Annotated in this window: 14 protein-coding genes and 1 riboswitch; of the genes, 7 read left to right on the top strand and 7 right to left on the bottom strand. The window is 33.4% G+C overall.

Features of this window, described 5'->3' with window-relative positions; all coding sequences use genetic code 11:
- Nucleotides 1-86 precede the first annotated feature (86 nt).
- On the bottom strand, nt 87-827 hold the full coding sequence (gene nagB, locus CM54_RS00265) for a glucosamine-6-phosphate deaminase (protein WP_002433147.1): 741 nt from the start codon (nt 825-827) through the stop codon (nt 87-89).
- A 548-nt stretch (nt 828-1,375) separates the two neighbouring features.
- Between nagB and CM54_RS00260 the strand changes: the two genes are divergently transcribed.
- Genes CM54_RS00260 through folE2 form a run of 3 tightly spaced genes read left to right on the top strand, consistent with a single transcriptional unit; the run spans nt 1,376 to nt 3,311 of the window.
- A complete protein-coding gene (locus CM54_RS00260; RefSeq protein WP_197018890.1) occupies nt 1,376-1,738 on the top strand; it encodes a YojF family protein in 363 nt (120 codons plus the stop codon).
- A 15-nt stretch (nt 1,739-1,753) separates the two neighbouring features.
- Nucleotides 1,754-2,419 (top strand): bacillithiol biosynthesis deacetylase BshB2, encoded by a 666-nt coding sequence (gene bshB2 / locus CM54_RS00255; RefSeq protein ID WP_002433272.1) that lies wholly within the window; start codon nt 1,754-1,756, stop codon nt 2,417-2,419.
- Between the two features lie 13 nt (nt 2,420-2,432).
- Nucleotides 2,433-3,311 carry a GTP cyclohydrolase FolE2 gene (gene folE2, locus CM54_RS00250; RefSeq protein WP_002433461.1) on the top strand — a complete coding sequence of 293 codons (879 nt, stop codon included), beginning with the start codon at nt 2,433-2,435 and terminating at the stop codon, nt 3,309-3,311.
- A 120-nt stretch (nt 3,312-3,431) separates the two neighbouring features.
- Here folE2 and CM54_RS00245 read toward each other — a convergent pair whose 3' ends face one another.
- The gene (locus CM54_RS00245) at nt 3,432-4,730 is read right to left on the bottom strand and encodes an MFS transporter (protein WP_037548154.1); all 1,299 of its coding nucleotides are present in this window, start codon (nt 4,728-4,730) and stop codon (nt 3,432-3,434) included.
- A gap of 262 nt (nt 4,731-4,992) precedes the next feature.
- On the opposite strand from CM54_RS00245, the gene CM54_RS00240 reads away from it, so the two are divergent.
- The gene (locus tag CM54_RS00240; RefSeq protein WP_037548152.1) at nt 4,993-6,498 is read left to right on the top strand and encodes a glycosyltransferase family 4 protein; all 1,506 of its coding nucleotides are present in this window, start codon (nt 4,993-4,995) and stop codon (nt 6,496-6,498) included.
- Between the two features lie 104 nt (nt 6,499-6,602).
- Here CM54_RS00240 and CM54_RS00235 read toward each other — a convergent pair whose 3' ends face one another.
- From CM54_RS00235 to tadA, 3 genes are all read right to left on the bottom strand, one after another.
- The gene (locus tag CM54_RS00235; protein ID WP_023350765.1) at nt 6,603-7,169 is read right to left on the bottom strand and encodes an NADPH-dependent FMN reductase; all 567 of its coding nucleotides are present in this window, start codon (nt 7,167-7,169) and stop codon (nt 6,603-6,605) included.
- A gap of 16 nt (nt 7,170-7,185) precedes the next feature.
- Complete coding sequence (locus CM54_RS00230; protein WP_002452494.1) at nt 7,186-8,061, bottom strand: Cof-type HAD-IIB family hydrolase; 876 nt, start codon at nt 8,059-8,061, stop codon at nt 7,186-7,188.
- Between the two features lie 106 nt (nt 8,062-8,167).
- Nucleotides 8,168-8,674, bottom strand: coding sequence for a tRNA adenosine(34) deaminase TadA (gene tadA / locus CM54_RS00225; protein ID WP_023350767.1), 507 nt, complete (start codon nt 8,672-8,674; stop codon nt 8,168-8,170).
- Nucleotides 8,675-8,740: 66 nt separating this feature from the next.
- On the opposite strand from tadA, the gene CM54_RS00220 reads away from it, so the two are divergent.
- The 3 genes from CM54_RS00220 (at nt 8,741) to CM54_RS00210 (ending at nt 11,040) form a co-directional block, all read left to right on the top strand.
- A complete protein-coding gene (locus CM54_RS00220; protein ID WP_030059909.1) occupies nt 8,741-9,358 on the top strand; it encodes a deoxynucleoside kinase in 618 nt (205 codons plus the stop codon).
- Nucleotides 9,351-10,016, top strand: coding sequence for a deoxynucleoside kinase (locus tag CM54_RS00215; RefSeq protein WP_002433233.1), 666 nt, complete (start codon nt 9,351-9,353; stop codon nt 10,014-10,016). Before CM54_RS00220 ends, CM54_RS00215 begins: the two co-directional genes overlap by 8 nt.
- Before the next feature lie 77 nt (nt 10,017-10,093).
- Nucleotides 10,094-10,193, top strand: a riboswitch (TPP riboswitch).
- Between the two features lie 94 nt (nt 10,194-10,287).
- Nucleotides 10,288-11,040 (top strand): 3-oxoacyl-ACP reductase, encoded by a 753-nt coding sequence (locus CM54_RS00210; protein ID WP_023350770.1) that lies wholly within the window; start codon nt 10,288-10,290, stop codon nt 11,038-11,040.
- Between the two features lie 141 nt (nt 11,041-11,181).
- Here the strand turns inward: CM54_RS00210 and CM54_RS00205 are convergent, their stop codons facing one another.
- Nucleotides 11,182-11,883, bottom strand: coding sequence for an HAD family hydrolase (locus tag CM54_RS00205; RefSeq protein WP_002433489.1), 702 nt, complete (start codon nt 11,881-11,883; stop codon nt 11,182-11,184).
- Between the two features lie 157 nt (nt 11,884-12,040).
- A complete protein-coding gene (locus CM54_RS00200; protein WP_030059905.1) occupies nt 12,041-13,117 on the bottom strand; it encodes a branched-chain amino acid aminotransferase in 1,077 nt (358 codons plus the stop codon).
- Nucleotides 13,118-13,132: the final 15 nt, after the last annotated feature.

Here is a 13,132-nt window from a genome sequence, read left to right as displayed (position 1 = left end):
TTCATATGACAGTCAATTTCTATTATATAAAGGTGTTTACCCGGCATTTCATTTTTTAAACTGAGCTGAAAATGCTATCACCACAATTAGACTTTATCAATATGAGGAGGTGCAGCCTCATCATCAACATACACTTCCACATTTGGATGGGCATGTAAAATTGTAGAAGGGATGTCTTTAGTAACCTGGTTATTCATTAATTGATGAATCGCTTCTTTTTTCTTTTCTCCAAATGCAAGCAAAATAATACGTTTAGCCTTTAAAATACTTGCTAATCCCATTGAAACAGCTTGTTGTGGAACATCTGATTCACTTTCAAAATAACGACTGTTTGCACGTATCGTACTCTCTGTCAAATCAACAATGTGCGTTTCACTATGTAAATCAGTACCAGGTTCATTAAATCCAATATGACCATTTTCACCTATACCTAATATTTGTATATCAACAGGACCTCTATCATTAAGCAATTGGTTATAACGTTCAGCCTCATCCTCTAATTGAGAGCTGTAACCATTTGGTATATGAATATTTTCTTTATTGAAGTTCGGATATTGATCAAATAATACCTCATTCATATAATAATGATAACTTTGAGGGTGTTCAGCTTTTAATCCAACATATTCATCTAAATTAAATGTTTCAACATGAGAAACATCTAATTGATTCTTTTCTAATAACTCAACTAAATATTTGTATACCTCAGTCATTGTGCCACCAGTAGCTAAACCTAATTTACTTGTAGGTTGGCAACTCATTTCTTTATATAATTCACATGCAACATAAAATGACGCAAGTTTCTTAGAACCTAAGTTGATGATTTTCAATTTTTAAACACCTCGATTTTTAAATCTATGTTCTTACACCTTTCCAACTCCACTTATATAATATACCCTTCAAATACATATTTAACAAAATTTAATTCTTAATTTAAAGAAATTTAACAAACTTCATTATCTATCTTTTTATCTATAACTAAAAAATTTTCCTAATTATTTCAAGCATTCGTGTACAAATATACATCGCTTTCTAGTAAAATATATAGATAAACACATTTACTGATTTTTTATAAACACATTAGTACACGTTGTAAAATATTAAAGAGATAATATAAGTAGTCACTAATAATAAAGCGTAAAAAATCGCGACTTTGGAATCTTTTTAGTGAAGTACTTAACACTAAAATAAACATCTCTAATCTTAATAACTACAAAACCTGTGAAGACTCACACAACTCGGCTACGCATAAGGGCGTCGCAACTCATCGAGTTATAAACGCTCTATTACTATTGATGTAATATGATAAAGTCTTTAACTAATGTTTAAAATTTCGACAGTTTACAATCAACACACTGCAAAATATAAGGGAGTGAACGTGTTGGAACCGATTAATGAACAAGAAGTATTTAACTTACTTACTTCTTATGCAAATAAACCCGTGTACTTACATGTCGAAACTACAAATGGCGCATACGCTAACCATTTCGACGAACGCGTTTTTAACGCAGGTACCTTTTTAAGAAATATACAAGTCACATATGAACACGCACAACTTAAAGGTGGCGAAAAAGATCCATATCGTGTCGGATTAAAATTACGAGAAGGTGGTTGGGTTTATGTACAAGGATTAACGCACTATGAAGTTAATCACGACAACGAATTCCTCATCGCCGGATTTAATTATGAAGGACAATTGGCAGCTACAATAGAAATTAGCGATAAGCCATTCACAATATAGAGGAGGTTATGAATCATGACTGATGAAAGACACGTACTTGTAATCTTTCCACATCCAGATGATGAAACCTTCTCATCTGCTGGAACCATTGCAAGTTATATTGACGCAGGCGTGCCAGTCACGTACGCATGCTTAACACTAGGACAAATGGGACGTAACTTGGGTAACCCTCCTTTTGCGACAAGGGAATCTTTACCTAATATTCGAGAACGAGAACTTGAAGATGCTTGCCGAGCAATTGGAATTACAGACCTAAGAAAGATGGGGTTACGAGATAAAACGGTTGAGTTTGAACCACATGATCAAATGGACGATATGGTAAAAAATCTCATTGATGAAACTAACCCGTCGTTAATTATTTCATTTTATCCTAAATTCGCCGTGCATCCAGACCATGAAGCTACAGCAGAAGCTGTTGTACGTACAGTAGGACGTATGCCAGAATCAGAACGTCCACGACTCACACTTGTAGCATTTAGTAATGATGCACCAGAAATACTTGGTCAACCAGACATTCAAAATGACATTTCTAAATATAGTGATTTAAAACTTAAAGCCTTTGAAGCGCATGCTTCTCAAACAGGACCATTCTTAAAACAAATTGCGAGCCCTGACATTGATGGACAAGCACAAAGTTTCTTAAAGGTTGAGCCATTTTGGACTTATCACTTCGAATCTTAAATGGAGGTAAAACATGACAGAATTTGATTTATCTACTCGAGAGGGTCGTTGGAAACACTTCGGTTCTGTAGATCCTATCGAAGGTACGAAACCTACAACTAAAAATGAAATGACTGATTTACAAAGCACTCATAAAAATTTCCTATTTGAAATAGAAGAAGTAGGAATTAAAAATTTAACGTATCCTGTATTGATTGATCAGTATCAAACTGCAGGATTATTTAGCTTTTCAACAAGTTTAAATAAAGATGAAAAAGGCATTAATATGAGTCGTATATTAGAGAGTGTTGAAAAGCATTATAATAATGGAATTGAGCTTGAATTTAATACACTTTATCAAGTATTACGCACACTTCAAGAAAAAATGAATCAAAATGCTGCTGGGGTGGATGTCTCAGGAAAATGGTTCTTTGATCGCTTTAGTCCAGTGACTAATATTAAAGCTGTAGGTAACGCAGACGTCACGTACGGACTTGCAATTGATGGCGAAAAAGTAACACGTAAAGAACTAACGATTGAAGCTACTGTTACAACACTTTGTCCTTGTTCTAAAGAAATCAGTGAGTACTCAGCGCATAACCAACGTGGAATCGTTACAGTTAAAACTTATTTAGATAAAGATGCTAAAGTCGTGGATGATTATAAAGATAAAATTTTAGACGCTATGGAAGCTAACGCGAGTTCCATATTATACCCTATCTTGAAACGTCCAGATGAAAAACGTGTCACAGAACGTGCTTATGAAAACCCACGTTTCGTAGAAGATTTAATTCGACTCATTGCTGCTGATTTAGTTGAATTCGACTGGATTGATGGCTTTGATATTGAATGTCGCAATGAAGAATCTATTCACCAACACGATGCGTTTGCTCGTTTAAAATATAGAAAATGATAGAAAAAAGAGAGTTGCTCCACACTTCTTTAAAGCAACTCTCTTTTTTTATGCGATATAAAATTTTAATATGTCGCGTGCGTATTACATAGACATTTTTAAAAATAAATTAATATTAAGTTAATGTCTACTCATATTCTTCTCCCCTGGTCTAACGAAACACATTGCAATAATACTAATCAATGAAGCTACAACCGCTGAAATAAACATTGTTGAATAACCGTGAGTAGCAACTAAAATACCTGTAAGTGTAGGCGCAATCACTGTCGCTGTATTAACAAAGAAGTGAGTTATACCACCATAGGTACCAGTTTTATTTGGTGCTGTATCAATAATCACTGACCAGTAAACTGCGTTAGGTAAGAAGATAAACGCATTCCCTATCATCATTAAAATCATGACTGCAACGATACTATGTGTGAATGGAATAATTAGGAAACATATTGCTGCACAAATCATGCCTGCAATCGCAAAGTATGAACGTGCGATACGTAAGTTACCAGTCTTTTTACGAAGCCAGTCAGACATTTGACCACCAAAATATGCTGTAAAACAAGCGCCGATCCAAGGAATCATCCCCAAATACCAAAGTGAATGGATTTCAAAATGATATTCATCCTGCAAGTATTTCGGTGTCCATGTTAATATAAGGAAATTCACATATTGGAAACCAAAATAACCAATCATGTTTCCTACGAGTGTTGGACTTTTAAAGAAATGATACCACTTTTCACTTGAATCTTCTGTTTCTACTGTTTTTTCAACATTTAAACTCTCATTTGTAGAGCGAATATCATTTAATTCTTCTTCTGAAACTTTTTTATTGTCCTCGGGATAATCTGTAAATACCTTTGCCCAAATAATTACCCAGACTAACCCAAGTATGCCTAATAAGACAAAGAGTAAACGCCAACTTGCTATAGTTAAGAAACCAGATACGATAGGTGCAGTAATAAGTGCTCCTAAAGGTACGCCAATTAAACCAAGAGCTGATAACAAACCACGTTCTCTAGGTGCCGCCCAGTTCGCATTAGTTTTACTAATCGTTGAAAAGATAGGACCTTCTGAAATACCGAAAAGCACTCGAAGTAAACCAAATCCAGCAATGGCTGAACCTCCAAATATTGCCATACCAAGTTCACCTGCAAAAGCCATTGCAATTTCAACTAAAGACCAAGCCGTCCCAGCCAATATCCAAACAAATTTAGGTCCCTTTTTATCGGCAGTAATTCCACCAAGCAATGAACCAAACATGTAACCATAGCCAAAGTATCCTAGTATAGATCCCCAAGCAATCGTATCAAAACCAAATTCTTTAATAATATCTTCTTGAGCATATGAGATTGCACCACGATCGATGTAATTAATCATCGTCATAATAACAATCATGGTAATGATAAAATAACGATAACGTTTCATAGTCATCCCCACCCCTTTGTTCTAAACATCTCTACCGTGTAAGTTTATCATAAAGTTTAGTGTAAGCGCTAACATTATTTTAAATATTCAGAATGTTAAGGTGTTAAAAAAGTGCTATAGATAAGGAGGTTAATAATTTCGGACTAAGTAGAATAGGAATGTTTTTAATATTATTGAATTTTTATTTTTAGTTTATTTAATATTTGAAGATTTTATTATGTTATAATATTTGTAAAATAAATTTAAACAGATGAGGTATCGAATGTTTTATTTTGTAGGAAACAATATTGGTCAAAAAATCACAGGTATTGAAAAAGCTATTATCAATCGTTTAAACCTTTTTAAAGAAAATAAATATCCATCAAAAGTTATTCTATTAGCATGGAATCGTTACTTAACTGATACAGCATCAAATTATTTAATGCATGAAGATTACATAAATATGTACGATTATTTTCAAGAAGCTACGCAAGTAACTATAAATATTGAATCGATAAATAGTAAAAATTGGTTACATGATTGGCAGCATGATTGTGGATACACAATTAAGTATGTTGAACATTCTAATGATGTACGCGTTTATGATGGTAACAACTTTATAATGTATGCCCATTTTACAGATGAGACTTATAAAAAACTTGATTATCTTAATTATTTCGATACATCTCGTAGGAAAATCAAAAGAGAGCTGTATGATACTCGAGGATTCTTAAGTTGTACTAGAATTTTATCAACTGATCAAAAAATTCAATCGGAGTTTTACTATTCTCCTCAAAAAGAAGTTAAATTAGAGAAATATTATGATATTGATTCAAATGAACCTAATATAGCTAAGAAAATACTATTACATCATCAGGGGAGAACGTATTTCTTCAATAATGATACTGAGTTAAGTGCATTTTTCATAGAACAAATTTATTGCAGTGGTGATCTTTTCTTTAGTGACAGAAATTTAATTTCATCGTATGTTTTTAATTCTACAATTCATACAATACCGGTTGTAGCCGTTTTGCATAGTACTCATGTCAAAGATATTAATGATTTGATGCATTCAAGGATTAAAAATGTCTATAAAGGCGTCTTCGATCATTTAGAACGCTACAAAGCCATAGTAGTTTCAACGGAGCAACAAGCCGAAGATGTACGTCATAGAATTAAGGGCTGTATTCCAGTTTATGCGATACCTGTAGGTTTCTCTGAAAGTACATCACAACATAATATAGGATATACATCTCAAAAATTAATTTCTGTAGCAAGATACTCCCCTGAAAAGCAATTAGAACAACAAATTAAGCTGGTTAGTAAATTAAAAGGGTTATTCCCCAAAATTGAATTACATTTATATGGTTTTGGACCTGAAGAAAGTAAGCTTAAAACATTAATTAATGATTATCATGTAGAAAATCATGTATTTCTAAGAGGATTTCTTAATAACTTAACAGAAGAATTTAAAACAGCATATGTTAATTTAATTACAAGTAATATGGAAGGATTCTCATTAGCATTATTAGAAGCTCAATCGCATGGTGTTCCTTCTATTAGCTATAATATTAAATATGGACCAGGTGAATTAATTATTCCTGATTATAATGGCTCATTAGTAGAATTTAACAATGAAGATCAACTATATGAAACTGTGAAGGCTCTACTGGAAGAACCGGAATTACAACAAAAATATGCTCAAAATAGTATTGAATCATCCAAAAATTTTAGTAAGGATGCCATTATAAATAGATGGCAACAATTAATAAATGATATCAATACATAGATTTTAGAATATCAGCCCATAAAAATAATAGCAGTAAGTCGGTTTCAATTAAGAACCTTCTTACTGCTACTTTTATTTAAAATTATATTGTATAACTTTACTTTTTATTTTAAGTGTTCATAAGGACTGTTATTTACAAATGAAACGATTTGATCTACGAATAATTTTGCACGTAATTGGAATTCACTATCCTCTAAGTATAATGTGCCATCGTCTAATTTTGCGTAATCTGAATCATGTGTAGCAATTTGTGTAGGAACTGCAATACCTAATAAACTGCGTATAATCACTCTTAAATGTGATAATGGTTCTGAACTTACAATACCTCCACTATTTCCAATGAGACCCACCGGTTTCATTTTGAAATAATCCATATTCAAATGATCTAGAGCGTTCTTAAGTATGCCAGAAAATGAGCCATGATAATTAGGCGTTCCAAGAATAAAGAAATCCGCTTCCATTGCTTTATCCTGAAGCTCTTTAACATTTTTTTTAATATCTTCAGCAGCTTGTGTTGTACCAGAAAAGTCCAATTGATGAATTGGTTTCTCAGCTAAATCAAATATATCTACATCAACATCATGTTCATCTAATTGACCTATAAGGTATTTAGCTAAAGCATTTGTATGAGAACCTACTCTAGCACTGCCTACAATTATTAATCCTTTCATCTTTTACACCTCTTAATTATGTTAATTGATTCTCTTCTTTTAAAAATTTCTTAATTGCTTTACCGACTCCGCTGTTTTCATTTGAATCAGTCACATACTTAGCGACTGTCTTAACTTCTGGTGCAGCATTATCCATTGCGACCGAATAACCGACTCTTTCAAGCATAGAGACATCATTTAAGTTATCCCCTAGTGCCATGACATCTTTTAAATCAATGCCGAGTTGTTTCGCAATAGTAGATAAAGCTATGCCTTTTTGCGCATCTGAATGTGTAATTTCTAAATTACCTCTTGAAGATGAAGAAACTGCAAGGTTTGGTGATTGAGCTAATTCTTGACCTACAAGATCAATTTTTCCTAAATCAGAATCGAACGCTAAAATTTTCATGATTAATTCACCAGGAATATCTTCAATTTTGTCATAATTATCAACAATTTTTAAAGTTCCATTATCTATACGTTTTTGAATACTGTTCTCGATTTTCTCAACATCTGCTTTTTGACCAGCACGTTCAGCGATATCAATATAAATTTCTAAGTCTCTTTGAGGATTTTCCGTATAAATCCCTCTATTTGTGTAAACTTGATAATATATGTCTTTTTCTTTCAATGTAGACGTTATCTTACTCACTAAAGAATGATTAAGATGAGATGTACTCATAATATTGAACGTTTCATCGCGAACTTCGGCTCCGTTCAAGCAGATATATGGTACTTTTAAATCTGTTTCAGCAACTGGTGTATTCGCTTCGTAAAATGCACGCCCTGTCGCGATAACAACAGTGATACCATGTTCTTGTGCAAATTTAATCGCTTCTTGGTTCTCTTGAGAAATTTCGTGTGCAGCATTAAGGAGCGTTCCATCCATATCTGTTGCAATTAGCTTTATCATTCGTTGACCTCGTTTCTTCCCGTTTGTAGGTATTTATTTTTAATTTAGGTTTTTAAATTTAATTTTTGAAAAGGTTAGCATGTATTGTCACTCTTTTCATACACAATTATTCTAACAAATTTGTGTCATTTTGTATCTTTGCTTGTTTGAGTGCCTTCTTTTGTTGGCGAATATTTTTGAAGAAATCACGTAAAAGTGTGCTGCATTCATTTTCCAAAATACCCGACTCAACAATAGCTCTGTGGTTGAATTGAGGCTGCTCTAACAAGTTCATCAAACTGCCGGTACATCCTCCCTTAGGATCAACAGCACCATAAACCACTCGTGGTATTCGACTCATCACGATGGCTCCTGCACACATCACGCAGGGTTCAAGGGTGACATAAAGAGTACATTCTTCTAAACGCCAACTACCCACTACCTTAGATGCACGTTCAATCGCAATGTGTTCAGCGTGTGCAGTAGGTTGTTGTAAAGATTCTCTTAAATTATGAGCATGTGCAATGACTTGATCATTTTTAACAATGACAGCTCCAATGGGCACCTCCCCTAGAGCTTGTGCTTTCTGAGCTTCTTTGATTGCTAAACGCATGTAATCTTTATCAGTTCTCATATGTGTTGCAATACCTCACTTATGGTACAATACTCATTGTCTATTTTAACATTTGGAGAAGTGAATATGAATAAACCATTTATTGCAATTGAAGGACCTATAGGTGTTGGTAAATCTTCACTTGCACGAATGCTAAGTCAAACGCTTGGTTATTACGAAGAGAAAGAAATTGTTGACGAAAATCCTTTTCTATCAGACTTTTATGACGACATAGAAAAGTGGAGCTTTCAAACAGAAATGTTCTTTTTATGTAACAGATATAAACAAATTCAAGATATCGAGGCGTTAGAACAAGGCGTTGTAAGTGATTACCACATACATAAAAATAAAATATTTGCAAATAACACATTAGATTCGAAAGAGTTCGATAAATTCAGTCGCATTTATGATATTTTGACTGAAGATCTTGAAATGCCTAATATGATTATCTTTTTAGATGCAGATTTAGATGTTCTCAAAACTAGAATAGCTAAACGCAATCGCGATTTTGAACATACTATTGAAGATGATTATTTATTAAAGCTGAAACAAGATTATAAAGCTTATTATGAATCCTTAAAAAATGAGGGCGCGAATGTCATACGTATTGACACAACTGAGAAAGATTTTGTTAACAATAGTGACGACTATAAAGAAATTTTAGAATTAATAAAACCAATGATTGGAGATAATATAGATGAATAATTTTGGTATTCCTCAAAATGCAATTATCACTATTGCAGGTACTGTGGGCGTCGGAAAGTCAACATTAACACAGGCGCTTGCTGATAAATTAAATTTTAAAACTTCTTTTGAAAATGTTGATCATAATCCTTATTTAGATAAATTCTATCATGATTTTGAGCGTTGGAGTTTTCATCTACAAATATACTTTTTAGCGGAACGCTTTAAAGAACAAAAGCGTATGTTTGAATATGGTGGTGGCTTCGTACAGGACCGTTCTATTTATGAAGATGTTGATATTTTTGCGAAAATGCATGAAGAACAAGGTACAATGAGCCCGGAAGATTTTCACACGTATTCAGAATTATTTAACGCTATGGTAATGACACCTTATTTTCCTAAACCAGATGTGTTAATTTATTTAGAATGTGATTATGATGAAGTGATTGATCGTATTAAGCAACGTGGTCGTGATATGGAAATTAATACAGACCCTGAATATTGGAAAAAATTATTCAAACGTTACGATGATTGGATTAATAATTTTAATGCTTGTCCAGTGGTGCGCGTCAATATTAATGAGTATGATATTCACGAAAATCTGGATTCACTAGACCCAATTATCGATAAAATAGCTCATATCATCCAGACTCATCGCCAAGTTGATACAAGACCTTAAAGTGAATTGAAACTTTGCTTATATTCTATTTTTTGACAACCGGTCTAATTATATATAGGTTAATACTACAAGTTAATGATTTACACTAGGGGTGTTTTTAACTGAGATGGAATCTATCCAAACCCTTTGAACCTGAATCTAGTTTAAACTAGCGTAGGAAAGTGTGATGACGCTCTTAATATTAATTTGTCATAATATGTGATGACTAAGAAGCACAACTTTTTTACGGAAGTTGTGCTTCTTTTTTTAAAAAATTTTAGGAGGATTAAAAATGTCAAAAACTGCAATTATTACTGGAAGTAGCCGTGGTTTAGGAGCGGTAATTGCTCAAACATTAATTAATAAAGGTTATAACGTTGTTGTGAATTATAAACATAGCAAAGAAAAAGCTGAAAAATTGATTGAGAATATTAGTCATGAAAAAGCAATTGCTATTCAAGCTGATGTGACAGAACGTGCCGAAGTTGACCAAATGGTCAAAGTTGCAAAGGAACATTTTGGTAATATAGACATTGTTATTAATAATGCACTAGTCAATTTTAAATTTGATCCAAATCAACAAAAGAACTTCAAAGATTTAACTTGGGAAGATTATCAACAACAACTTGATGGCACTTTAAAAGCTGCATTTAATGTTACACAAAGTGTCATACCTCAATTTATTGAAAAACAGGAAGGCAGAATTATTAATATTGGAACAAATCTATATCAAAATCCAGTCGTCCCCTATCATGAATACACGACTGCTAAAGCTGGCTTAATAGGTTTTACCCGTAATATCGCTGCAGAGCTAGGCCAATATGGTATAACAGCCAATGTGGTTTCTGGAGGATTATTAAAAACTACTGATGCTAGTGCAGTAACGACGCCTGAGGTATTCGACTTAATCGCTCAAACGACACCGCTCAAAAAAGTGACTACGCCACAAGATGTAGCAAATATGGTTGCTTATCTAGCTTCTGATGAAGCAAGTGGTATCACTGGTCAGAATTTAACTGTTGATGGTGGGTTAACAATGAATTAATGTATGATGTTAATAGAAAATACCGATTAAAACTTACATCTAAAATTAAATGTAGAGTGAAACCTCTTTTTTAAAGACAAATATAATAAAAGCATGGTTACTTGAACTCACTCAAATATCCATGCTTTTTAATTAATTTTGTTATTTTTTATATTGATCTAAAATTTGTTTTACATCTTTAGCACTGTCAATAATGACATCCGCATCCGCTTCATGAAGTTCCTCTCTTTTTGCGATACCAGTTAGTACTCCTATACTTAAACCTAATTTAGCGTTTACCGCAGTTTTCATATCATTTGTAGTATCACCAATGATGGCAACTTGATCTGGTGAAACATCATAAGCATCAAATAAAGGATTCAACACTTTTGGATTGGGTTTTTCTTCAGCATGAGTTTCTGTAGAAATAATTAAATCAAATAATTCTTTAGATTGCGTTTCTTCTAGAAATTGATCTACGCCTTTTTTGGTATCACTAGTGACAATACCAATTTTATAACCTTCGTTTCTAAGTTCCTGAATAGTCTCTTGCACACCTTCAATCCAATTATTTTCAGGAACACGAGTATCAACAAGTTCTTGGCTAGTATTTCTTGCCCAATCAGATGTATCTTCTCCAGTAACTTTATTAAAAGATTTAATCATATCTCCTAATGATCCTGAACCCATAATTGAATCAGGAACAATTTTATCGTCAATAATTCCAAGTTGACGGTGTGCTACTTCTTTGTCGTGCACAGGAAATGTCTCTAATAGTTTATCAACAAGGCGCACACCGATTTTTTCCCAACTCTTATCAAATTCTATTAGCGTGCCATCTTTATCAAATAATATCCATTCCATTTTTACTTCTCTCCTGAAAATGATTTTTTGTAGTACATTCATTTACATATTATTGTAATATAGAGACTTCAATAATTATAGAAAAGTGGATTATGGTTTCTTTATTTCACAAAAAAGAGCTTTCTCGAATGAGAAAGCTCTTTCAGTATATAACACATTAATAGTTAGGGACTTCAACTCTCCAACCATATTTATCTTCTAATTTACCGCTTTGAATACCAGTATATGTGTCATATAATTTTTGAGTGATTTCACCTGGCTCATTATTATTAATAACAATTTCTCTGTCTTCATAGCGTAACGTACCAACTGGAGAAATAACCGCTGCAGTACCTGCACCAAATACTTCTGTAAGTTCACCTTTGTCGTAAGCGTCGAATAATTCGTCAATTGAAACTTTTCTTTCTTCAACTTCGTAACCTAAGTCTTCAGCTAATTGAATAATTGATTTTCTAGTAATACCTGGTAAGATACTTCCATTTAATGCAGGTGTGACTATTTTTCCATTTTCAACGAAGAAGATATTCATACTTCCAACTTCTTCGACATATTTTTGTTCCACACCATCTAGCCATAATACTTGGTCATAACCTAATTTGTTAGCATTAGTTTGTGCAAGTAGACTAGCAGCATAGTTACCGGCAACTTTCGCAAATCCTACTCCTCCACGTACGGCACGAACATATTCGTCTTCAACATAAATTTTAGTAGTTTTTAACGTGTCTCCACCATAATACGCACCTGAAGGCGATAAAATGATTAATAACTTATATTGTTGAGATGCACGTACACCTAGAATACCTTCCGTAGCAAATACGAATGGACGAATATATAATGATTGCCCTTCACCCTCTGGTACCCAGTCACGTTCAACATCAATAAGTTGTTTTAATCCCTCTAATAATGCTTCTTCGTCAACTTCTGGCATTTCTAAACGCGCTAAAGAATTATTAATACGTTTAAAGTTTTGGTCTGGTCGGAATAATACCACTTCACCGTTGTGTTTATATGCTTTAAGCCCTTCAAATACCGCTTGACCATAATGTAAACCTTGTGCTGCTGGTGAAATTTCAAATGGTGCATAAGGTACAATCTTCATATCATGCCAACCTTTATCCGCATCATAATCCAAACTTAGCATATAGTCTGAAAAATATTGACCGAATCCTAATTTCGATGTGTCTGGTTTTTCTTTCAATGTATCTCGTTGTTCAAATTTTACCTTTTCTGACATGAATATAGCCTCCTA

It is taken from the genome of Staphylococcus sp. TE8 (assembly GCF_000692055.1).
Classification (GTDB): domain Bacteria; phylum Bacillota; class Bacilli; order Staphylococcales; family Staphylococcaceae; genus Staphylococcus; species Staphylococcus capitis.
Note: the sequence above shows the minus strand (reverse complement) of the source record. Positions and strands in the feature narration are given on the sequence as shown.

Coding starts and splice junctions, on each gene's coding strand:
- CM54_RS00245 (WP_037548154.1), bottom strand. CDS start 4,730: ATGAAACGTTATCGTTATTTTATCATTACCATGATTGTTATTATGACG.
- CM54_RS00210 (WP_023350770.1), top strand. CDS start 10,288: ATGTCAAAAACTGCAATTATTACTGGAAGTAGCCGTGGTTTAGGAGCG.
- tadA (WP_023350767.1), bottom strand. CDS start 8,674: ATGAGAACTGATAAAGATTACATGCGTTTAGCAATCAAAGAAGCTCAG.
- CM54_RS00220 (WP_030059909.1), top strand. CDS start 8,741: ATGAATAAACCATTTATTGCAATTGAAGGACCTATAGGTGTTGGTAAA.
- CM54_RS00240 (WP_037548152.1), top strand. CDS start 4,993: ATGTTTTATTTTGTAGGAAACAATATTGGTCAAAAAATCACAGGTATT.
- bshB2 (WP_002433272.1), top strand. CDS start 1,754: ATGACTGATGAAAGACACGTACTTGTAATCTTTCCACATCCAGATGAT.
- CM54_RS00205 (WP_002433489.1), bottom strand. CDS start 11,883: ATGGAATGGATATTATTTGATAAAGATGGCACGCTAATAGAATTTGAT.
- CM54_RS00200 (WP_030059905.1), bottom strand. CDS start 13,117: ATGTCAGAAAAGGTAAAATTTGAACAACGAGATACATTGAAAGAAAAA.
- CM54_RS00235 (WP_023350765.1), bottom strand. CDS start 7,169: ATGAAAGGATTAATAATTGTAGGCAGTGCTAGAGTAGGTTCTCATACA.
- folE2 (WP_002433461.1), top strand. CDS start 2,433: ATGACAGAATTTGATTTATCTACTCGAGAGGGTCGTTGGAAACACTTC.
- CM54_RS00215 (WP_002433233.1), top strand. CDS start 9,351: ATGAATAATTTTGGTATTCCTCAAAATGCAATTATCACTATTGCAGGT.
- CM54_RS00230 (WP_002452494.1), bottom strand. CDS start 8,061: ATGATAAAGCTAATTGCAACAGATATGGATGGAACGCTCCTTAATGCT.